The organism is Micromonospora radicis, from assembly GCF_003583405.1.
Taxonomy (GTDB): Bacteria; Actinomycetota; Actinomycetes; order Mycobacteriales; family Micromonosporaceae; genus Micromonospora; species Micromonospora radicis.
Window position 1 is genome coordinate 1 of record NZ_QXEC01000016.1, and the last position, 22058, is coordinate 22058.

19 protein-coding genes are annotated in these 22058 nt (G+C 72.4%); 13 read left to right on the plus strand and 6 right to left on the minus strand.

Annotated elements, in window-relative coordinates:
- The 4 genes from D2L64_RS17130 to D2L64_RS17145 form a co-directional block, all read right to left on the minus strand.
- Positions 1 to 407, minus strand: a 407-nt coding sequence (locus D2L64_RS17130; protein WP_119577997.1) for a hypothetical protein, incomplete at its 3' end; no start/stop codon positions are given.
- Positions 408 to 530: 123 nt separating this feature from the next.
- A complete protein-coding gene (locus tag D2L64_RS17135) occupies positions 531 to 1109 on the minus strand; it encodes an LURP-one-related/scramblase family protein (protein WP_119577760.1) in 579 nt (192 codons plus the stop codon).
- A gap of 108 nt (positions 1110 to 1217) precedes the next feature.
- A complete protein-coding gene (locus D2L64_RS17140) occupies positions 1218 to 1424 on the minus strand; it encodes a hypothetical protein (RefSeq protein ID WP_119577762.1) in 207 nt (68 codons plus the stop codon).
- A 130-nt stretch (positions 1425 to 1554) separates the two neighbouring features.
- Entirely contained in the window at positions 1555 to 4149 is a 2595-nt protein-coding gene (locus D2L64_RS17145; protein WP_325049914.1) for a DEAD/DEAH box helicase, read from the minus strand.
- A 130-nt stretch (positions 4150 to 4279) separates the two neighbouring features.
- On the opposite strand from D2L64_RS17145, the gene D2L64_RS17150 reads away from it, so the two are divergent.
- The 6 genes from D2L64_RS17150 (at position 4280) to topA (ending at position 12383) form a co-directional block, all read left to right on the plus strand.
- Entirely contained in the window at positions 4280 to 4621 is a 342-nt protein-coding gene (locus D2L64_RS17150; protein WP_119577765.1) for an STAS domain-containing protein, read from the plus strand.
- On the plus strand, positions 4621 to 5055 hold the full coding sequence (locus D2L64_RS17155; protein WP_119577767.1) for an ATP-binding protein: 435 nt from the start codon (positions 4621 to 4623) through the stop codon (positions 5053 to 5055). Before D2L64_RS17150 ends, D2L64_RS17155 begins: the two co-directional genes overlap by 1 nt.
- A 386-nt stretch (positions 5056 to 5441) precedes the next feature.
- Positions 5442 to 7823: a sodium-translocating pyrophosphatase gene (locus D2L64_RS17160; RefSeq protein WP_119577769.1), complete on the plus strand. Its 2382-nt coding sequence runs from the start codon at positions 5442 to 5444 to the stop codon at positions 7821 to 7823.
- 110 nt (positions 7824 to 7933) lie between these two features.
- Positions 7934 to 8476, plus strand: a complete 543-nt coding sequence (locus tag D2L64_RS17165) for a hypothetical protein (protein ID WP_119577771.1) — start codon at positions 7934 to 7936, stop codon at positions 8474 to 8476.
- Positions 8467 to 9237, plus strand: coding sequence for a hypothetical protein (locus tag D2L64_RS17170; RefSeq protein WP_199714588.1), 771 nt, complete (start codon positions 8467 to 8469; stop codon positions 9235 to 9237). The genes D2L64_RS17165 and D2L64_RS17170 overlap by 10 nt, the downstream gene beginning before the upstream one ends.
- Positions 9238 to 9539: 302 nt before the next feature.
- Positions 9540 to 12383, plus strand: a complete 2844-nt coding sequence (gene topA / locus D2L64_RS17175) for a type I DNA topoisomerase (protein ID WP_119577773.1) — start codon at positions 9540 to 9542, stop codon at positions 12381 to 12383.
- A gap of 70 nt (positions 12384 to 12453) precedes the next feature.
- Here the strand turns inward: topA and D2L64_RS17180 are convergent, their stop codons facing one another.
- Complete coding sequence (locus D2L64_RS17180) at positions 12454 to 13758, minus strand: D-arabinono-1,4-lactone oxidase (RefSeq protein ID WP_119578003.1); 1305 nt, start codon at positions 13756 to 13758, stop codon at positions 12454 to 12456.
- A 222-nt stretch (positions 13759 to 13980) separates the two neighbouring features.
- Here D2L64_RS17180 and D2L64_RS17185 point away from each other — a divergent pair, with 222 nt between their 5' ends.
- On the plus strand, positions 13981 to 14625 hold the full coding sequence (locus tag D2L64_RS17185; RefSeq protein WP_119577775.1) for a TetR family transcriptional regulator: 645 nt from the start codon (positions 13981 to 13983) through the stop codon (positions 14623 to 14625).
- Positions 14626 to 14741: 116 nt separating this feature from the next.
- Here the strand turns inward: D2L64_RS17185 and D2L64_RS17190 are convergent, their stop codons facing one another.
- Positions 14742 to 15950: an amino acid deaminase/aldolase gene (locus D2L64_RS17190; protein WP_119577777.1), complete on the minus strand. Its 1209-nt coding sequence runs from the start codon at positions 15948 to 15950 to the stop codon at positions 14742 to 14744.
- 157 nt (positions 15951 to 16107) lie between these two features.
- Between D2L64_RS17190 and tmk the strand changes: the two genes are divergently transcribed.
- From tmk to D2L64_RS17220, 6 genes are all read left to right on the plus strand, one after another.
- Positions 16108 to 18384: a dTMP kinase gene (gene tmk / locus D2L64_RS17195; RefSeq protein WP_407663124.1), complete on the plus strand. Its 2277-nt coding sequence runs from the start codon at positions 16108 to 16110 to the stop codon at positions 18382 to 18384.
- Entirely contained in the window at positions 18384 to 19598 is a 1215-nt protein-coding gene (locus D2L64_RS17200; protein WP_119577781.1) for a DNA polymerase III subunit delta', read from the plus strand. Before tmk ends, D2L64_RS17200 begins: the two co-directional genes overlap by 1 nt.
- 154 nt (positions 19599 to 19752) lie before the next feature.
- Entirely contained in the window at positions 19753 to 20082 is a 330-nt protein-coding gene (locus tag D2L64_RS17205; protein WP_119577783.1) for a YbaB/EbfC family nucleoid-associated protein, read from the plus strand.
- A 1-nt stretch (position 20083) separates the two neighbouring features.
- The gene (locus D2L64_RS17210; RefSeq protein ID WP_119577785.1) at positions 20084 to 20389 is read left to right on the plus strand and encodes a hypothetical protein; all 306 of its coding nucleotides are present in this window, start codon (positions 20084 to 20086) and stop codon (positions 20387 to 20389) included.
- A complete protein-coding gene (locus D2L64_RS17215; protein WP_119578005.1) occupies positions 20389 to 21093 on the plus strand; it encodes a hypothetical protein in 705 nt (234 codons plus the stop codon). Before D2L64_RS17210 ends, D2L64_RS17215 begins: the two co-directional genes overlap by 1 nt.
- A gap of 75 nt (positions 21094 to 21168) precedes the next feature.
- Positions 21169 to 22011 carry a PSP1 domain-containing protein gene (locus D2L64_RS17220; protein WP_119577787.1) on the plus strand — a complete coding sequence of 281 codons (843 nt, stop codon included), beginning with the start codon at positions 21169 to 21171 and terminating at the stop codon, positions 22009 to 22011.
- Positions 22012 to 22058 lie beyond the last annotated feature (47 nt).

Genomic DNA, 22058 nt, shown 5'->3' on the forward strand with positions numbered 1-22058 from the left:
TAGGTGGTTCGGTCGGCGATGGTTGTGCGGAGATGCTGGCCGTACGCGTCTGCGGGCAGGGCGGGCAGATGTTCGGCTGCGTGCTCGAAGGCTTCCCGCGCGGCGTCGCTCTCGCCCAGCCGTTCGTAGGCCATCGCCACACTCACCAGGAGTGAGGGGTAGAGGGCGGCGACGCTGGCGTCACCGACGGCCTCGGCATGCCGCAGTGCGTCCCGGTTCCAGCGCAGGGTCTCCCGAGGATCGTCCTGCTGCCGGGCCAGATAGTGCGCGGCGACGCACGCGTCGTAGTCGTCGGTACGCCGCGCCCACGCCTGCTCGAACAACCGTCGAGCGTCTGCGGGTTGCCCGTCGGCCTCCGCCCGCATCCCGTCCTGGCACAGCTTGAGCACCGGATTGCCGAGGTCCATCGCCGCTCCCGTTCGATCGTCGACCCACTGACCCGACGATCGTCGGGCCTCGACCAGGTCGAGGATCAAGTCCCGCCCGGGCGGCCCGCTCGTTACCGGGAGCGAGCCGCCGCGGGCGGATGGTCAGCGACCCTGGAGGGCGTCGAGGGCGATGGCCATGGCGATCACCAGGCGGCGGTCGATCTGCGGCTGCTGGATCTCGACGACGTACCGGTCGCGCAGGCCCCACTTCTTGATCACCGAGAAGACCGGCTGGCCTTCGGCGACGAAGTCGAAGTGGTACGGCAGCCAGGACAGCGAGTCGACGAAGCGGCGCAGCAGGGCCACCGGCATGCTCCGCTCCTGGCCGGTGACGGCGGGCAGGCCGGCCTGCTCGACGTGCCACGTCGAGCGGAGCAGCGACTGGGCGAAGTCCTTGCGGAACAGGCCGATCGGGTTGCCGGCGTGGTCGGTCACGTCGTACGTGGCGCCGAGGTCGAGACGCTGCCGGGCCTTGAAGCCGAGCAGCGGCTGCTGCTTCGAGTCGTCGGTGTAGATCGTCACCTGTTCCTTGAAGGCGAGCCGCTTCTGCTGGGCGAACGCCAGCAGCCCGCCCTCGGAGCCATCCGGGGCGACGCTGTGCACCTCGTACTGGTTGACCATGAACCGGATGCGCTGGCGGATGTGGAACTGGTGCTGGGTCTGCAAGTTATCGAGCTGCATGAGATCTCCTCAACTGGTGCGCCGGAGTGTCGCACAGCCAGGCAATCCGCCGTGGTCCCGACCGCGGACGCCGACGTGGAGTGCGGTCTGGGTGGATCGGGTGGAGAGTCAGCGGACGCCGTCGACGGTCGACCGGTGGGACCAGTTGGTGAGCAGTTGCTGGATGCTCCGCAGTCGTTCGTTGATCTGATCGAGCCGCTCGGCCTGGGCCAGGGTGGCCAGCGCCGTACCCAGCGCGATCTGCTGGTCGATGCTGAGCTTCTCCTGGTCGATGGTGTAGAGCAGGTCGACGGTCTCGGCGATGGTGTCGGCCACGGCCCCTCCTCCATGCAAACGGCGACGACACGGGAACGCTAAGAATGATGCTCGATGGAAGCGCTCCCATCGAGCAATGCCCGGCGGGCACCGGATTCATGCCGGAGACATCGGATTCTTGCCCGCCGGATCACTCCGGCAGGTTCGCCAACACCACGTCGAGGACTCGTACGGCGCCCGACTTGGACAGCGGGTTGTTGCCGTTGCCGCACTTGGGCGACTGCACGCAGGACGGGCAGCCGGCCTCGCAGCCGCACTCCTCGATCGCGTCGCGGGTGGCCCGCAGCCAGGCGGCGGCCATGCCGTACGCGCGCTCGGCGAAGCCCGCACCGCCGGAATGCCCGTCGTAGACGAACACGGTCGGCGCCTCGGTGTCCGGGTGCACAGCCGTGGAGATCCCACCGATGTCCCAGCGGTCGCAGGTGGCGACCAACGGCAGCAGCCCGATCGCGGCGTGCTCGGCGGCGTGCAGCGCACCCGGCACGTCCGCCGGATCCACCCCCGCCCCGACCAGCGACTCCGGGGAGAGGGTGAACCAGACCGCGACGGTACGTAGTTCCCGCGCCGGCAGGTCCAACGGGCGCGTGTCGATCACCTCGCCGGTGGCGATCCGGCGCCGCTGGTACGACACCACCTGGCTGGTCACGTCCACCTCCCCGAGGAAGAGCCCGACCGGCCCGGCGTCGACGTACGAACGCACCGACACCACCGACAGCGAGGTGACGTCCCGGGCGTGGGTGGACCAGTCCGGCTCCTCGGGGCGCACCAGCGCGCACCCGTCGTCGAGGTCGAGCGCGTCCACCACATAGGACACCCCCTGGTGCAGGTAGACCGCGCCGGGGTGCAGCAGGAAGTGCGACGAACCGCCGTCGGCGGTGCCGAGCAGCCGGCCGGTCGCCGCCTCCACCACGCAGACCGGGGCGCCGCCCTCGCCACGCAGGTCCACCTCCGGTCGCTCCCGATGGCGCCAGTACCAACCGGTCGGCCGTTGCCGCAGCGCGCCCGCCTCGACCAGGGCCTCGACCGCCTCCTTCGCGCCGGCGCCGAAGAGTTCCAGGTCGGCCTCGGTCAGCGGGGCTTCGGCCGCCGCGCAGGCCAGTTGGGGCCCGAGTACGTACGCGTTGGCCGGGTCGAGCACGGTGGCCTCCACCGGTGCCCCGAAGATGGCCTCCGGGTGGTGCACCAGGTAGGTGTCCAGCGGATCGTCGCGGGCGACCAGCACCGCGAGCGCCTCCTGCCCGGAGCGGCCGGCCCGGCCGGCCTGCTGCCACAGCGACGCCCGGGTGCCGGGATAGCCGCAGATCAGCACCGCGTCCAACCCGACCAGGTCCACCCCCAGCTCAAGCGCGTTGGTAGAGGCCAGCCCGAGCAGGTCGCCGTGCAGCAGGGCCCGTTCCAACTCCCGGCGTTCCTCGCGCAGGTAGCCGGCCCGGTACGCGGCGACCCGGTCGCCGAGCCCCGGTACCGCCTCGTCGAGCCCGCGTCGGGCGTTGTTCGCCACCACCTCGGCGCCGCGCCGGGAGCGCACGAACGCCAACGTACGCACACCGGCGGCGACCGTGTCCGCGAGCAGGTCGGCGGTCTCCCGCAGCGCCGACCGGCGGACCTGGGTGAGATCGGCCGTCGGCGGGGCACCGGCGTCCTCCGGCGGGCCGCTGGGGGGCGCCGCGGCGGCAGCGGCGTCAGGTCGGGTCGGCGGCGGGCCCGCGTCGGGTCGGGTCGGCGGCGGGCCGGGCGACGGCCGGGCGTCCCGGGTGCGGCGCGGTGCCGGCGCCGTGACGGCCGCCGCGACGGATCCCGCCGCCGATGGCGCCGACGTCACCGATGGCGATGGCGACGCGGACGGGTCGGGGGGCAGCAGCGGCGGTTCCCAGAGGGCGAAGGTCACCCCGGCCCGCGGCGAGGTGTCCTCGGCGACGGCCACCACCGGCAGGCCGGTCAGCCGCCCGGCCGTCGCGGCCGGATCACCCGAGGTCGCCGAGGCCAGCACGAACGTGGGCCCGGCGGCGCGCCCGTACCGCGCGCACTGGCGGCGTAGCCGGCGCAGCACGTGGGCGACGTGCGATCCGAAGACGCCCCGGTAGACGTGACACTCGTCGACCACCACGTACGCCAGCCGGCGCAGGAACCCCGACCACTGCGCGTGGCCGGGCAGGATGCCGTGGTGCAGCATGTCCGGGTTGGTCAGCACGAACCGCGAGTGCCGGCGGATCCACTCCCGCTCGGCGCGCGGTGTGTCGCCGTCGTAGCAGGCCGGACGTACGTCGTCGAGGTCGAGCTCGGCGACGGCGCGCAACTGGTCGGCGGCGAGCGCCTTGGTCGGTGCCAGGTACAGCACGGTGGCGCGGGGGTCGGCGAGCAGGGTGGCCAGCGCGGGCAACTGGTACGCCAGCGACTTGCCGGAGGCGGTGCCGGTGGCGACGACGACGTGCTGCCGGTCGTACGCCAGGCCAGCGGCCTCGGCCTGGTGCCGCCACGGCGCGGTGACCCCACGCCCGGCGTACGCCGCGCGCAGTTGTTCCGGCACCCACTGCGGCCACGGGGCCGGCACCCCGGTCCGGGGCGGCACCCGCTCGACGTGGGTGACCGGGTCGGTGGCGTGCCGCTGCCGCAGCCGGCGCAGCAGGTCGCCCGGCGCGACGGTCGTGGCCGTGTGCGCCGCCGCGGGGCCCGGCTCGCGGCCACGGCCGGCGGATACGCTGGCTGCCGAGGTCACGTCCTGCACTCTCGCACTGGTGTTCGGAAATCGGAAATCCGCGCGCCGGGTGTGGGATGTCCGGCCCCGGTGAGTCGTCAGGCGACTTCGGGGGTAGTGGTTAGATGCCCAGAGAGTTTACGGCGCCGAGGGAGGACCGATGGAGCTGTCGCTGGCGACCCGCACCGTGGGGGAGCACACGGTGCTCGAGGTCGGCGGTGAGGTGGACGTGTACACCGCCCCTCGGCTGCGTGAGCGGCTACTCGAACTGATCGACGGCGGCGCCCGGCACGTGATCGTCGACCTGGGTCGGGTGGACTTCCTCGACTCCACCGGGCTCGGTGTGCTGGTCGGCGCGCTCAAGCGGCTGCGGACCGCCGACGGCACCTTCGCCCTGGTCTGCGACAAGGAGCCGCTGCTCAAGATCTTCCGGATCACCGCGCTGGACCAGGTCTTCCCACTGCATCCCACGGTCGAAGCGGCGACCGGCGCCGGCGCGTGATGGCCACGGTTCGGCTTGCCTTCTCGCCCGCGCCGGTGCATGTGCGTACCGCCCGGTTGGTGGGGGTGGCGGTCGCCCGGCGGGCCGGGGTGCGCGAGGACCTGCTCGACGAGGTGCGGCTGGCGATCGGTGAGGCGTGTACCCGCGCCGTCGCCCTGCACCGGCAGTACGGCCTGACCGACCCGGTGCTGGTGGAGATGTCCGACGCCGGGACGTACGCGGTGCGGGTGGTGGACCGGGCGCCGATCGAAACGGGTATCGGCCTCGCCGCGCTGGACGCCGACCAGTTGGCCAACGAGTCGCTCAACGAGGACGATCTGACCACCGGTGTGGGCTTCGCCCTGCTGGCCGGCTTCGTCGAGGATCTTCAGGTCCGCCCGGTGGATGACGGCATCGGCACCGAGGTCCGGATGGTGTGGCCGCTCGGCCGCTGACCGCCGACGCCGACGCCCGCTGGGCGCCGTCGCCGCGGACACCCGCTGGCCGCCGCCGGTAGTCGCGTTCCTGAACGTCGTGCCGCCGCCTTCCCTGAGCAGGGAATGCGGCGGCATCGCCATGGATCCGTCCCTATATCAGATTTCGGTTCATAACACAGCGACGAAGATCATCGTGACATGCTGCACCCTGGGTGTGACCTCGAACACGGCGGACGGCTACAGTACGCGGGTTGTCAGCAAGTGATCCATCGGGCAGCCAGCACAGATGGGCGTCCGTCGCTGGTTCGCCGGGCTGATCCGGCGCGCACTTGCAAACTTCGCATCCAGGCGCCGGGCGGTGCGTCTCCACCGGCCGGCGCGTTGTTCGGCACAGGAGGACACAGATGTCCGACACCTTGGCCGCCGAGGGCGGCGGCGCCATCTCCCTGACCGGAGCCAACGTCACGTACGTGGTCATCGCGGCGGTGATCGCCCTGGTGGCGCTCGCCTTCGCCGCCGCGCTGACGAAGACCGTGCTGGCCGCCGGCAAGGGCACCACCAACATGCAGGAGATCTCGGGGGCCGTTCAGGAGGGCGCCTCGGCCTACCTGCTCCGGCAGTTCCGGACCCTGGCGATCTTCGTGGTGATCGCCGTGGTGCTGCTGTTCCTGCTGCCGGTGCACGACACCGACGGCAGCGAGACCGCGGTGAAGATCGGCCGTTCGCTCTTCTTCGTGGTCGGCGCCGGGTTCAGTGCCTTCATCGGTGGCGCCGGCATGTGGCTGGCCACCCGGGCCAACCTGCGGGTGGCCGCCGCCGCGCGGGAACGTGAAGGTGGCCGGGAGTCGGCCATGAAGATCGCTTTCCGGACCGGTGGTGTGGTCGGCTTCCTCACCGTCGGACTCGGCCTCTTCGGCGCCGCGCTGGTCGTACTGATCTTCCGGGGCGACGCGCCGACGGTGCTGGAGGGCTTCGGCTTCGGCGCCGCGCTGCTGGCCATGTTCATGCGGGTCGGCGGTGGCATCTTCACCAAGGCCGCCGACGTCGGCGCCGACCTGGTCGGCAAGGTCGAGCAGGGCATCCCCGAGGACGACCCGCGTAACGCCGCCACCATCGCCGACAACGTGGGCGACAACGTCGGTGACTGCGCCGGCATGGCCGCCGACCTGTTCGAGTCGTACGCGGTCACCCTGGTCGCCGCGCTGATCCTGGGCCGTGCCGCGTTCGGCACCGACGGCCTGGTGCTGCCGTTGATCATCTCCACCATCGGCGTGCTGGTCGCCATCATCGGCGTCTTCATCACCCGGCTGCGCGCCTCCGACCGCAACGGCCTGACCGCGATCAACCGGGCCTTCTACCTCTCCGCGGTGATCTCGGCGGTGCTGGTCGGGGTGGCCACCTTCGCCTACCTCCAGCCGTCCTGGGCGGCCCAGCTCGGCGACGACTGGCGCACCGCGCTCGGCGTGGACGGCGGCGACCCGCCCTTCGGCCCGCGTGGCGTGGTCATCGGCGCCGTCGTCATCGGCATCGTGCTGGCCGCCGCCATCCAGGCGTTGACCGGCTACTTCACCGAGACCAACAAGCGCCCGGTGCAGGACATCGGCGCCAGCTCGCAGACCGGCCCGGCCACCGTCATCCTCGCCGGCATCAGCGTCGGCCTGGAGTCCGCGGTCTACTCGGCGCTGCTCATCGCCGCCGGTGTCTTCGGCGCCTTCCTGCTGGGCGGCGGCTCGATCACCCTCTCGCTGTTTGCCGTGGCGCTGGCCGGTACCGGTCTGCTCACCACCGTCGGCGTGATCGTGGCGATGGACACCTTCGGCCCGATCTCCGACAACGCCCAGGGCGTGGCCGAGATGTCCGGCGACATCGACGAGCACGGCGCCCGTACGCTCACCGAGCTGGACGCGGTGGGCAACACCACCAAGGCGATCACCAAGGGCATCGCGATCGCCACCGCGGTGCTGGCCGCGACCGCGCTGTTCGGGTCGTACACCGACACGCTGCGCATCGCGTACGCCGACGCCGGGGTGACCGACGTCAGCGCCGAGATCCTCAACGCCCTCAACGTGGCGAACCCGCAGAACCTGGTCGGTCTGATCATCGGTGCGGCGGTGGTGTTCCTCTTCTCCGGCCTGGCCATCAACGCGGTCTCCCGCTCGGCCGGCGCCGTGGTGATGGAGGTGCGCCGGCAGTTCCGCGAGCTGCCCGGGATCATGGACCGGACCCAGCGTCCGGAGTACGGCAAGGTCGTCGACATCTGCACCCGGGACGCGCAGCGCGAGCTGCTGACCCCCGGCCTGCTGGCGATCCTGGCGCCGATCGCGGTCGGGTTCGGTCTCGGGCCGGGCGCGTTGGCGTCGTACCTGGCCGGGGCGATCGGTGCCGGCACGTTGATGGCGGTCTTCCTGGCCAACTCCGGCGGGGCCTGGGACAACAGCAAGAAGATGGTCGAGGACGGCGCCTACGGCGGCAAGGGCTCCGATGCGCACGCGGCGACGGTCATCGGTGACACCGTCGGTGACCCGTTCAAGGACACCGCCGGTCCGGCGATCAACCCGCTGCTCAAGGTGATGAACCTGGTCTCGCTGCTGATCGCGCCGGCCGTGGTGGCGTGGAGCATCGGCGACGACCGCAACGTCGGTCTGCGGATCACCATCGCGGTGGTGGCGACGCTGATCATCGTCGGGGCGGTGGTGTTCAGCAAGCGCAAGAGCACCGCGCTGGGCGTGGACTCCGACAGCGGCTCCGGCACCGCGGATCCCCGCCCGGAGCAGATCAAGGCCTGACCGTACGCGGTCACGGTCCCCGGTCGGCACCGCCGACCGGGGACCGTCGCCGTTGCGGGCCGTCCGGCTGACCGGTGCCGACCGTCTGCCGAAGCCGTACGCTGCAACGCATGCGTACGTGCCGGGCGGGCGCCGCCGGAAAGCTGACGGTGGTCCTGGCCACGCTGGTTCTGCTGGCCGGCTGTGGGGCCAGCGGTCCCAGTCCCCGGACGTGGGCCGCCTCGGTGTGCTCGGCGCTGACCCCCTGGCGGGCCGAGATCAGCAAGCTGACCAACAGCACCAACGAGCAGATGACCGCGCAGACCACCCCCGCGCAGGCCAAGGAGAACCTGGTCCGGCTCTTCGGCGGGGCCGAACAGGCCAGCGAGGAGGCCCGCCGCAAGGTGGAGCAGGCCGGCGTGCCGACGGTGGAGAGCGGCGCGGAGATCTCCGCCGGCTTCCGGGCCTCGCTCGCCTCGATGCGGGACGCCTACGGTCGGGCCCGGAGCACCATCGACGGGCTGGGCACCGGTGAGGCCGGCGCCTTCTACGACGGTGTCCGGGCCGCGGTGACGACCCTGCAGGCCGACTACGACGCGAGCGCGCTGGACACCAGCCGGCTCAGCTCCGAGGAGTTGAGGCGCGCCTTCGACGAGGTACCCGAATGCCGTTGAGCGGCTCCGGTGACACACCGGCGGCGCTACCGCTACCGGTGACGTTCCCGGTACCCACGCCGGCCGCGCGGGCGGCCCGGCGCACCCGGGCCGGGCGGCGGCCCGGCGAGGAGCCGACGGAGTCGGGCAGCGATCCCGTCGAGCAGCCGCCCGGGGCGGAGCCCGCCGTGCCGGCCGGCGGGGACCGGCAGCTGGTCTTCTTCGGTGCGGAGACCGCCGAACCGTCGGTCGCCGATCTGGCCGGGCTGCTGGCCGGTCCGGGCGAGGTGCACCGGATGGGCGGCACGGCCCGGCTGTCGGTCGTGGTGGACGCCGGTTGGCGGGTGCACGTACTCGTCGCCGAGTTGGCCCGGCGGGGTGTCCGGGCGACCTGGGCGCCGACCGAGGACCAGCGGTACGCGGTCCGGACCGCGTACGCCCGCACGCTGGTGCCGCTCGCCGCGGCGTGGCTGCGCGGTCCGACGCAGCCGCCGCCGGCCGGTTTCCAGCTCGACGGCCGACGGCTGCGACTCTGGCTCGCCGCGGCCGGGCTGGCCGACCCGCCGGACTTCCGGCTCCACCTCGGCGGCAACGATCCGGGCTGGTGGACGACGGTCGGCGCGGCCCTGACCGCCGCCGGGCTGACCGGCGAGCTGGTGGAGCCGGGCGCGGGCGGTCCCGTCTACCGGATTGCCGGGCGGCACCGGGTGCGGCGGCTGGCGGAACTGGTCGGCGACCGCCCGCCCGCCGCGCCCGCCGGAGCCTGGCCGGAGCGCGACTGACCGGGCTCCGGCTGTCCGATCCGGGACAGCCGCGAGTGTGGGAACACCAGGAGAATCGGCCGGGTTGCACCTCCACCGAGGGGCTGCCCTGGTCACAGTGACCCGCTGGACGCCCTACTCAGGGTGTACGGTGACGCCGTCCGGCGTGACGACGGATCGTCCCGGGCGGATTGCCGCCCGCGAAACCCGAAACACGGACGGCGCGTTACGTTGGACATCCGGACCGCTGGGTATCGGTGGGTCGAGTGCGCCCCGAATCGGGCGCTGGCGCGGCCATGAGCAGGAATGGGGTCGAAACCGAAGTGCCGAGCAAAGCTGGAACCACCCGTCTGGTCATCGTCGAGTCGCCGGCGAAGGCCAAGACGATCTCGGGCTACCTCGGCCCGGGGTACGTCGTGGAGGCCAGCTTCGGGCACGTCCGCGACCTGCCGCGCAACGCCGCCGACGTGCCGGCGAAGTACAAGGGTGAGGCCTGGGCCCGGCTCGGCGTCGACGTCGACAACGGCTTCCACGCCCTCTACGTCGTCTCCGCCGACCGTAGGCAGCAGATCAGCAAGCTGACCAAGCTGGCCAAGGAGGTCGACGAGATCTTCCTGGCCACGGACGAGGACCGCGAGGGCGAGGCGATCGCCTGGCACCTGGTGGAGACGCTCAAGCCGAAGGTGCCGGTCCGGCGGATGGTCTTCCACGAGATCACCAAGCCGGCCATCCAGGCGGCGGTGGCCAACCCCCGGGAGATCGACCGCGACCTGGTCGACGCCCAGGAGGCCCGGCGCATCCTCGATCGCCTCTACGGCTACGAGGTCTCCCCGGTGCTGTGGAAGAAGGTCATGCCGAAGTTGTCGGCGGGCCGGGTGCAGTCCGTGGCGACCCGGATCGTGGTCGAACGGGAGCGGCAGCGGATGGCCTTCCGCACCGCCGAGTACTGGGACATCCTGGCGAGCCTGGCCGTGGCGAACGCCGGGGAGGGGCCGCGTACCTTCAACGCCACCCTGGTGGCGCTGAACGGCGACCGGATCGCCACCGGCAAGGACTTCGAACCCACCACGGGTCGCGTGAAGCCCGGCGCCGGGGTCGTCCACCTCGACTCCAGCGGGGCACGCGGGCTCGCCGCCCGGCTCGAAGGGCGGCCGTTCACCGTCACCCGGGTCGAGGAGAAGCCGTACCGGCGTCGCCCGTACGCGCCGTTCATCACCTCGACCCTCCAGCAGGAGGCGGCCCGCAAGCTGCGGTTCTCGTCGCAGCAGACGATGCGTACCGCGCAGCGTCTCTACGAGAACGGCTACATCACCTACATGCGCACCGACTCGGTGAACCTGTCGGAGACCGCCATCGCGGCGGCCCGCCGGCAGATCGTCGAGCTGTACGGCGAGCGCAGCGTGCCGCCGGAGCCGCGTCGCTACACCGGCAAGGTGAAGAACGCGCAGGAGGCGCACGAGGCGATCCGCCCGGCGGGGGACAACTTCCGTACCCCGGGCGAGGTGGCCAAGGAGTTGTCCGCCGAGGAGTTCAAGCTCTACGAGCTGATCTGGCGGCGGACCATCGCCTCCCAGATGACCGATGCGGTCGGGTCCAGCGTCTCGGTGCGGATCCGGGCCACCAGCACCGGCGGCGAGGAGGCGGACTTCGGCGCCACCGGCAAGACCATCACCGATCCGGGCTTCCTGCGCGCGTACGTCGAGTCCAGCGACGACGAGAACGCCGAGGCCGAGGACGCCGAGCGCCGGCTGCCGAACCTGGTGAAGGACCAGCCGCTGACCGCCGACGAGTTGGCCGCGCAGGGCCACCACACCCAGCCGCCGTCCCGTTACACCGAGGCGTCGCTGGTCAAGGCGCTCGAAGAGCTGGGCATCGGCCGGCCGTCGACGTACGCCTCGATCATGCAGACGATCCAGGACCGGGGGTACGTGGTCAAGCGCGGCCAGGCGATGATCCCGTCGTTCCTGGCGTTCGCGGTGATCGGGCTGCTGGAGCGGCACTACCCGCGCCTGATCGACTACGACTTCACCGCCAGCATGGAGAACGAGCTGGACGAGATCGCCGGGGGCGACCACGCGGCGGTGGACTTCCTCACCGCGTTCTACTTCGGCACCACCAACGGCGTCGGCGACCAGGACATCGCCCGCTCCGGCGGGCTGAAGAAGCTGGTCACCGAGAACCTCAGCGACATCGACGCGCGCAGCGTCAACTCGATCCCGCTGTTCACCGACGACGAGGGCCGTGAGGTGGTGGTGCGGGTCGGCCGCTTCGGGCCGTACCTCCAGCGGGCCGTGCCCGGCGAGCAGCCGGCGCCGAAGGCGGAGGGCGAGGAGGGCGGCACCCCGGGCGACCGCGCACCGATCCCGGAGGGCCTGGCGCCCGACGAGCTGACCCCGGAGAAGGTGCACGAGCTGTTCCTCGGCGGCGGGGGCGAGCGCAAGCTCGGTGACGACCCGGCCACCGGCGAACCGATCCTGCTCAAGTCCGGCCGGTTCGGCCCGTACGTGGCCAGCGGCGAACGCAAGTCGTCGCTGCTGCGCTCCCAGTCGCCGGACACCCTCACCCTCGACGACGCGCTCAGGCTGCTCAGCCTGCCGCGGCTGATCGGGGTGGGGCCGGACGGCGCCGAGGTGTTCGCCAACAACGGCCGCTACGGCCCGTACGTCAAGCGTGGTGACGAGTTCCGTTCACTGGACTCGGAGGACAAGATGTTCACCGTCACGCTGGACGAGGCGCTGGCGCTGCTGGCCGCACCGAAGACCCGCCAGCGCCGCGCCGCCGCCCCGCCGTTGCGGGAGATGGGCGCCGACCCGTTGACCGAGAAGCCGCTGGTCATCAAGGACGGCCGGTTCGGCCCGTACGTCACCGACGGGGAGACGAACGCCTCGCTGCGGCGCGGCCAGACGCCGGAGGCGCTGACCCTGGAGGAGGCCTCCGAGATGCTCGCGGAGAAGCGCGCGAAGGGGCCGGCGCCGAAGAAGACGGCGAAGAAGGCCCCGGCCAAGAAGACCGCGGCGAAGAAGGCCCCGGCCAAGGCCACCAGCAAGGCGACGGCCAAGAAGGCGCCCGCCAAGGCGACGGCCGCGGCGGCCGCTCCGGCCAAGGCCGCAGCCGCCAAGCCGACCAAGTCCGCCCCGCGGAAGGCCCCCGCGGCCAGCGCCGACTGACCTTTCCGAGTTCTTGGTACGAGGGCGCCCTGCCGGGGGTGGTCTCGTACCAGGAACCACGGGAGGGGGATCAGCCGAGGACCGGGACGGTGAAGGTCCGGTGCGGGTCCAGCCGGGTGCGGACGTGCTGGAAGTCCTGCCAGCGGGGATAGGCGGGGGCCAGCGACGCGGCGTCGCGCCAGTGCAGTTTGCCCCAGTGCGGCCGGCCACCCAGCTCGGTGGCCAGCTCTTCGAAGGCCCGGAAGTACGGCTCGTACGGCATGCCGAGGTACTGGTGCAGGGCGACGTACGCGGAGTCGCGCCCGTACGAGTGCGACAGCCAGATGTCGTCGGCGGCGGCGAACCGTACCTCGACCGGGAAGAGCACCCGGAACGGCAGCCGGTCGATGATCCGGCGCAGTTCGTCGAGGGCTTCGGGTAGGGCAGCGCGGGGCAGCGCGTACTCCATCTCCAGGAAGCGGACCCGGCGCGGGCTGCAGAAGACCGCGTCGGAACGGCCGGTGTAGACGCGTTCGCTGAGCGCCCGGGCGGTGAGGGCGCTGATCGGTGGCGCCAGGGCCGGTACCGCGCGGCCGAGCCGGCAGGCGCCGGCGAAGACGGTGTTGGCCAGGAAGTCGTCGTCGAGCCAGCCGCGCCAGCGGGGCAGTGGTCGGTCGTCGGCGGGTACCCGATCGTTGATCTTGAGCTGGGTCCGGTCGGTATACGGGAACCAGAAGAACTCGACGTGGTCGTGCGCGCCGACCAGGTCGGTCAGTTCGGCCAGCACGGTGTCCAGGGTGGCCGGGCGTTCGTGCGCACGCAGCACGAAGGCGTCCACGCAGCGCAGGGTGACGTCGACGAGTACGCCGAGGGCGCCGAGCGAGATCCGGGCGGCGTCGAACACGTCGGGGTGCTGGTCGGCGGAGCAGTGCAGCACCTCGCCGGTGCCGGTGACCAGGGTCAGCGCCGCGACGAAGGTGGCCAGGCCGCCGTAGGCGGCGCCGGTGCCGTGGGTGCCGGTGGAGATCGCCCCGGCGAGCGTCTGCGCGTCGATGTCGCCGAGGTTCGGCAGGGCCAGGTGGTGACTGGCGAGTAACCCGTTCAGCTGCCGCAGGGTGATCCCGGCCGGTACGGTGACGAGGCGCTGCTCCGCGTCCACGCGTACGTCGACGGCGAGTCGGGCCAGGTCCATCCGTCGGTCGTCGCCGACCGCGACGGGGGTGAAGGAGTGGCCGCTGCCGACCGGGCGGATTCGTGCACCGGCCTCGGTGGCAGTGCGGACCTGTTCGACGACCTCGGCGATGCTGGTGGGGCGCAGCACGGCGGTCGCGGTGCTGCGCTGGTTGCCGGCCCAGTTGGACCAGGCGACGGTGTCAGCGGGCGCGGTTCTGGGCATCAGCACTCCTCGAAGTGAATATGAACCGAGTTCATATCAGGAACGTTGTCCCTGGTAAACACCGCAATCGAGATCCGCTCGTTGTACCGGTAGTCACGATCCGGTGACGTGTAGATATGTTCATCCGTCGAGAGGGGGTGGCGAGTGTCCACTTCAGCCGCCACGACCGGGCCGCTGCGCCGGGTACCGGTGCAGGGTCGTAGTGTCGCGCGAGTCCAGCGGATGCTGGACGCCTGCGCCGAACTCGTCGACGAGGTGGGGTACGAGGGGCTGACCACCACCCTGCTCGCCGAGCGGGCCGAGGTGGCGATCGGGTCGGTCTACCAGTTCTTCCCGGACAAGCGGGCGATCGTCCAGGCGCTGACCCTGCGCACGATGGAGTCCTATCTCCAGCGGCTCGACGAGCGCTTCGCCTCGGACGACCTGACCGACTGGTGGGACGGCGTCGACGCAGGCATCGACGAGTACATCACGATGCACCGCACCGTTCCCGGGTTCCGTACCCTGCACTTCGGCGACGTGGTCGACCTGCATCTGCTCGATGAGCAGCGCGACAACAACGGGGTGATCGCCGACCAGTTGGGCCGGGTGCTCACCGAACGCTTCGGCCTCGCCGACGTGCCTGACCTGCGCTTCCACCTGGAGATCGCGGTGGAGGTGGCGGACGCCCTGATCAAGCTCGCGTTCCGTCGCAAGTCCGACGGCGACGAGCGGGTGCTGGCCGAGGCGAAGGCGCTCATCCGCGACTACCTGCACCGCCAGGTCGACTTCCGGGGCGACGGCGGCCACCCGCCGGTCGGGCAGCCCGCGAAGCCGGCCGACGACCAGATCGTCGACTCCGTGGACGCGGCGGCACAGCCCGCCTGACGTCCCACCATCCGGCGCGCGATCTCGGCGGACACCCCGCCCCGCCCGCCGAGTCTCCGACGAGCACGGCTCACGGTTGGGGAGCGGAACCTCGCCACCGTCGGGGTGCGACGTGCTCAGAGAAAAGCTCGACCTTCGCCTCGGTAGGTCGGCACGGTGGCCACCACCCCGTCTCCGTCCACCAGGTGCAGTTCGTTGACCCGTTCACACAGCTCACCCGACTTGGCGTGGCGGAACCACACCCGGTCGCCGACGCGCAGGGTGGTGGCCGGGGGGCCGGTCAGCGGGGTCTGCACCTCGCCGGCCCCCTCGGCGCCGAGCAGCTTGAGCCCGGTGGGCAGCCATGGCCGCGGCAGCCGGCTGTCGGCGGCCGAACCGGAGGCGATCCAGCCGCCGCCGAGCACGGTGGCCAACCCGGGCGCCGGTCGGCGGACCACCGCGCAGGCGAAGAAGGCCGCCGGGGTGGGCCGCCAACTGCGGTACCCGTCGAAGAGCGTCGGCCCGTACAGGCCCGATCCCGCGGTGACCTCGGTGACCGCGGGATCGGCGCTGGTCGCGGCCACGCTGCCGGTGCCGCCGCCGTTGACGAACTCCAGGTCGGCGTGTTCGCGTACCGCCGCCACCGCCGCACCACGACGGGCCAGCAACTCGCGGTACGACCCGCGTTGGGCCAGCCGGATCGCCGCACCCAGCGCCGCCTGACCGGGCGGTGCGTCGCCCAGGCCGGCGATCTGTGCCTCGTACGACATCAGACCGACCAACCGGAAGCCGGGCCGGCGGTTGACGGTGGCGGCCAACCGGCCGGCGGCCCGCGCGCTGTGCACCGGTGACCGGCGTACCCCGACGTGCAGCCGGCCGCCCAACGGGCGCCAGGAGGCGTCGAGGTCGAGACAGACCCGCAGCTCGGGTCGGTCCCTCGGGGCCCGTACCGTGTCGCAGAAGTCCAGTTGGTCGGGGTCGTCGATCATCAGGGTGACGGCCGCGGCGAGCGCCTCGTCGGCCGCCAGTTCGGCAAGCGCCGACCGGTCGACCGTCGGATAGGCCACCAGCGCGTCGGCGGTGACGCCGGTACGGACCAGCCAGATCGCCTCGGGCAGGGTGAACGCCATCACCGCCTGCCAGCCCGGTCGGGCCAGCGCGCGGGTGATCAGCTCACGGCTGCGCAGCGACTTGCTGGCGACCCGCAGCGGTTTGCCGCCGGCCCGGGCGACGAGCGCCTGGGCGTTGGTGTCGAAGGCGGTGAGGTCCACCACCGCGTACGGGGGATCGAGATGCCGGGTCGCCCGGTCCAGCCGGTGGCGCAGGTTCTCGCTGTCGGTGGCCACGTGTGCACGCTAACTGTGAAACGGTGAATGCGAAATAGCCTCGCATCTGCCCGTCGGGCCGGGACTGGGCCGGCTGGCACCAGCGGCCTAGGCTGCGGCGAGCAGGCGAGGCTTGACGGGGAGCGGTCCCCGCCAGGTCTAGAGTGTTCCACCGGGGGTGCCCAGCGATGGGCCGGCACGTGGAGGTACGGCCATCGAAAGCCAGTTCAACGGCGAGTCGTCCGGCGTGTCGCCGTCCACGAGCCAGCCCGCCGGCCAGGCCGGGAGCCAGCCCCCCGGTCCGGCCGGCCGTACCGGGGGCGGCCAGGCCGATCTGACCGGCTATCCCGCGATCCGCTCCGTGCTGCGCATCCGGCCGTTCCGCCGGCTCTGGATCGTGCTCGGCGCGGCCTCCTTCGGCGACTGGCTCGGCCTGCTCGCCACCAGCGTCTTCGCCGCCGCGCAGGTGGAGGGCAACACCGCCAAGGGAGCCGCGTTCGGTGGCGTGATCGCCATCCGGCTGCTGCCCGCACTGGTCCTCGGCCCGTTCGCCGGGGTGCTCGCCGACCGGTTCGACCGGCGCTGGACCATGGTCATCTGCGACGTGCTGCGGTTCGTGCTGTTCGCCTCGATCCCGCTCTACGCCCTGACCGGCGCCAGCGGCGCCCGGGTGGTCAGCTGGGCCGCGATCGCCACCTTCCTGATCGAGACCGTCACCCTGCTCTGGATCCCGGCCAAGGAAGCGGCGGTACCGAACCTCATTCCGCGCGCCCGGCTGGAGACCGCCAACCAGCTCACCCTGATCACCACGTACGGCCTGACCCCGGTCCTCGCCGCGATCGTGCTCTCCTCGCTCGACGGCATCGTCCGGGGGGCCACCGGCGGCGAGATGCCCGCCTGGGCCGAGCCGGCCCAACTCGCGCTCTGGTTCAACGCCTTCTCCCGGCTCGCCACCGCCGTGGTGGTGGCGTTCGGCATCAAGGAGATCAGCCAGGGGCAGACCGCCGAGCAGGACCGCACCGAGCAGAGCATGTTCCGCCAGTTCGCCGAGGGCTGGCGGTTCATCGGGCAGACCCCGCTGGTCCGCGGCCTGGTACTAGGCATCCTCGGCGCCTTCGCCGGCGGCGGCATCGTGATCGGCACCGCCCGGTTCTTCGCCAACTCGCTCGGCGCCGGAGACGCCGCCTTCTACCTGCTCTTCGGGGCGATCTTCGTGGGTCTGGCGATCGGCATTGGGCTCGGGCCGACGATCGTGCGGGACATGTCCCGGCGCCGCTGGTTCGGCATGAGCATCGTGCTGGCCAGCGCCTCGGTGATGACCCTGGCCTTCGCCTTCCACCTGTCGATGGCACTGGTCGGTGCGATCCTGGTCGGCGCCGGTGCCGGGATGGCCTTCCTCTCCGGCACCACCCTGCTCGGCGGCGAGGTCGCCGACGAGGTACGCGGCCGGGTCTTCGCCGTCGTGCAGATCGGTACCCGGTTGGTGCTGATCCTGGCGATCGCGCTGGGCAGCCTGCTCGCCGGGGTCGGCGGCTCCCGGACCTTCGAGATCGCCGACCTGGGCATCTCGGTCTCCGCCACCCGCCTGCTGCTGCTCGCCGCCGGCGCGGCCGGGATCTTCGCCGGGATCAGCGCGTTCGGCCAGATGGACGACAAGAAGGGCGTACCGGTCCTGGCCGACCTGTGGGGTTCGATCCGGGGCCGTCCGCTGATGCCCGCGGAGCCGTTCGTCTCGGCCGGGCTCTTCCTGGTCTTCGAGGGCGGCGAGGGCGCCGGCAAGTCGACCCAGCTGGCCCAGCTCGCCGAGCGGCTGCGGGCCGAGGGCCGGGACGTGGTGGTCACCCGGGAGCCGGGCGCGACCGGCGTCGGCGAACGGATCCGTTCGCTGGTGCTGGAGACCTCCGCCGAGGACGCACCCTCACCCCGCGCCGAGGCCCTGCTCTACGCCGCCGACCGGGCGCACCACGTGGCCACCGTGGTCCGGCCCGCGTTGGTCCGTGGCGCGGTGGTGATCAGCGACCGGTACGTCGACTCGTCCCTGGCGTACCAGGGTGCCGGCCGGACGCTGCCGGTCGAGGAGGTCTCCTGGCTCTCCTCCTGGGCCACCGGTGGGCTCAAGCCCGACCTGGTGGTGCTGCTGGACGTCGACCCGCGTACCGGCCTGTCCCGGGTCGCCGAGCGCAACCAGGCCGCCGACCGGCTGGAGGCCGAGTCGCTGGCCTTCCACGAGCGGGTCCGGTACGCCTTCCTCGATCTGGCCGCCGCCGACCCGAAGCGGTACCTGGTGCTCGACGCCGGACGACCGGTCGAGGAGATCGCCGAGCGGGTCGCCGGGCGGGTCGCCGACCTGCTCGCCCCCGGCGGCGTCGAGCATCCCCCGCCGGCCAGCGGCCCGGACACCTCGGCGCAGGCCGAGTTATCCCCAACGGAGCTGGTGACGACGGAGCGGACCTGATGTCGGATGCCTTCGCCGACCGGGTCGGCCGGGATGCCTTCGCCGACCTGGTCGGCCAGGACGAGGCGGTGGAAACGCTGCGCCGTGCCGCGGCCGCCGCCGCCGACGTGCTGGCCGGAAACGATCCGGGCGCGGGGATGACCCATGCGTGGATCTTCACCGGGCCGCCCGGCTCGGGCCGGTCGGTCGCGGCGCGGGCCTTCGCCGCCGCCCTGCAGTGCGTACACGGCACCGGGTGCGGGCAGTGCCCCGGCTGTCACACCACCCTCGGCGGCACGCACGCCGACGTACGGCTGGTGGTGCCCGACGGGCTCTCCATCGGCGTCAACGAGATGCGGGCGCTGGTGCTCCGCGCGGCCAGCACGCCGTCCGGCGGACGCTGGCAGATCGTGATCATCGAGGACGCCGACCGGTTGACCGAGGCGGCCGGGAACGCGCTGCTCAAGGCAATCGAGGAACCGCCACCCCGGACCGTCTTCCTGCTCTGCGCACCCTCCACCCACCCGGACGACATCTCGGTGACGATTCGGTCGCGTTGCCGGGTCGTACCGCTGCGGCAGCCGCCCGCCGAAGCGGTGGCCGAGGTGCTGGTCCGACGGGACGGGATCGCGCCCGACGTGGCCCGGTGGGCGGCGGCGGCCACCCAGGGGCACGTCGGTCGGGCCCGGCGGCTGGCCAACGACCCACAGGCCCGGGCCCGACGGGAGGCGGTACTCGCAGTGCCGCGTCGGCTGACCGGTGTCGGTGCCGCCTTCGACGCGGCGTCCGCGTTGATCGAGGCGGCCGAGGCGGAGGCCGATGCGTCGGTCGCCGAGACGGACGCGGCGGAACGCGCGGCACTGGAGACCGCGCTCGGTGCCGGTGGCACCGGCCGGGGTGCGGCGGGCGCCGCCCGGGGTTCCGCCGGGCAGCTGAAGGAGCTGGAACGGCGGCAGAAGTCGCGGGCCACCCGCGCCCAGCGGGACGCGCTGGACCGGGCCCTGGTCGACCTGGCCGCGTTCTACCGGGACGCGTTGACCATGGCGCTGGGCGCGCCGGTGGCGCCGGTGCACGCGGACACGGCCGAACTGGCCGACGCCGCAGCGCGTAGCTGGCAGGCGGAGGGGGCGTTGCGGCGACTGGAGGCGGTACTCGCCTGCCGGACCGCGATCGAGGCCAACGTCAAACCCCGGATCGCCGTCGAAGCCATGATGCTCGCCCTCTGGAAGGGCTGACCGGCAGTTCGTGCCGGCCCCGGTGCCGGCGTCCCGTCGGCCGGATCAGTTCTCCACAGGCATCGACACGCGCAATTCGGGTGCGGTACGGTCCGGTGTGCCGTGGTGACGGTGGCGGCACGCACAGTAAGGACAGCCGGGGAGGAGTCCGCTGATGCCGCGGGGCGAGATCGACGAGGCATGGATCGAGGAAGCGGTCCGGCGCTACCGCCGGATCGAGTCCCTCCAGGCCGAGTTCGACCAGGCCGTGGCGACGGTCGAGGTCACCGTCCGGTCACCGGACGGTCTGGTCGAGGTCGTGGTCACCGCCAGCGGACGGATCACCGACGTACGGTTCCTCGGCCCGTTGCACAACCGCGCGCCACGGGATGTTGCCGGCTCGGTGCGCGCCGCCGTGGCCGCCGCCGCGGACGCCGCCCAGTGGGCCCGGGAGAAGCTGCACAACGAGACGTTCACCGCCTACCGGCCGTTGGCGGGTGCGTGAGATGGACAGCCTGCGTGCCCTGGCGACCCGGCTCGACGAGGCGAGCGCCACCCTGACCGCACTCTCCCGCTCGGTCACTGCCGCCGACCCGGCGCAGGTGGCGTTCGGCGCCGACGCACCCGGGCGGCCGGGCGAGATCGGGCGGGCGTTGCACCGGCAGTGGGCGGCCGCCACCGGTGACCGGGCCAGGGAGGCGCACGCCGCCGCCGGTCACCTGGCTGCCGCGGCGTCCGCGCTGCGCCAGGCCGCCGACCAGTACGCCGACACCGACGTCGCCGTCGCCCGCCGGTTGGTGGGGGAGGCGTGATGGACGCCCTGGACCGGCTCGCCGAGCCCGGGCTCGACCTACTGCGCCGGGTCGATACGCTGCTCGCCGCCGGTGCGCCCGAGGGGCATCGGGTCTGGCCGCTGCTGCGCCGGATGCAGGTGCTGCCCGGTGACGCGTTACACAGCTTCCTCGACCTGCGTCCCGGGCCACTGGTCGGGGCCGGTCAGGCGGTCCGCCGCCACGTGCACGGCTACGACCACGCGTGCGCGGCGTTGACCGATCCGGCGCTCTGGTCCGGGCCGGCCGCCTCGGCGTACGGCCAGTCCCGGACGCTGTTGCTGCGCCACCTCGACGAGGGTCCGGAGAGCCTGGTCGGGCGCCTGGAGGCCACCGCCGGCTACGCCGACGCGCTCGCCGACTGGGTGGAGGGCAGCCGGCTCGCGGTGGCCCGCGCGCTGGCCGACGTGATCGGCTCGGCGGAGGCGGTGGCGGTGGTCACGGCCACCTCGGCCACCGACGCCGTGAGCCACTCCGGGCCGTCATCGCCGGGCAGCGCCGCCGCTGCGGAGATCGCCGCGCGAGTGCTGGCGGTGCTCTGCGTGGCCTACGACGGGGCGGAGACGCTGTTGCGACAGTGGGCGCCGAGCCTGGACGAGTCCTCGTTGCGCTCGGTCGGCAGCCGATCCCGGCCGGACACCGCCGACGGCCCGCCCGGCAGCCGGACCACCCGGGTCGGATGGTGACCCTCGGTGCAGGTCGCGCCGTTACGTCGTACGCGGGACCGGCGGCTGCCCGCCGGAAGGTCGTAGGGTGAAGGCATGGGCATGCTCTGCGCGGTCAGTTTCCAGCGGTATGGGCGCCTCTACTACCTCGACCCGGGTGAGCTGCGCCCGCAGGTGGGCGACAAGGTGCTGGTGCCCACCGACGACGGGCCCGAGGTGGCCGAGTGCGTCTGGGCCGCCCAGTGGGTCACCGAGGAGACCGACGGCTTCCCCCGGCTGGCCGGGCTGGCCCAGCCGGAGGATCTTCGCCGGGACGGGATCCTGCGTCGACGCAAGGCCGAGGCGAAGGTCGCGGCCAAGCGACTGATCCGCGAGCACGGTCTGCCGATGAAGGTGGTGGCCGTCGACCACGTGCTCGGCAACGGCGAGGGGGGCGGGGAACGCAGCACCATCTACTTCACCGCGCCGCATCGGGTGGACTTCCGTTCCCTGGTCCGCGATCTCGGGGCGACCCTGCACTGTCGGGTGGAGTTGCGCCAACTCTCGGCTCGGGACTCGGCTCGGGTGCAGGGCGGCATCGGCTCGTGCGGGCGGGACCTGTGCTGCGCCACCTTCCTCACCGACTTCGAGCCGGTCACCATCCGGATGGCGAAGGACCAGGATCTGCCGCTCAACCCGCTGCGCATCTCCGGCGCCTGCGGCCGACTGATGTGCTGCCTGAAGTACGAGCACCCGCTGTACGCCAAGTTCCAGGAGTCCGCCCCGGCCATCGGTGCCCGCGTCACCACCCCCGAAGGCGAGGGCCGAGTTGTCGGCCACAGCGTCCCGAGGGATGCGGTGACCGTACGCCTGGACGCCGACGGTTCACGCTCCATGTGCTCCCGCGCCGACGTCTGCGGCTCCCGCCAAGCCCACAACCAGCATCACACCCCCTCCTAACCGCCCGCCCCCTCCTGCCCCGCCCCGGGTGGGGTGGCGGGGCAGTG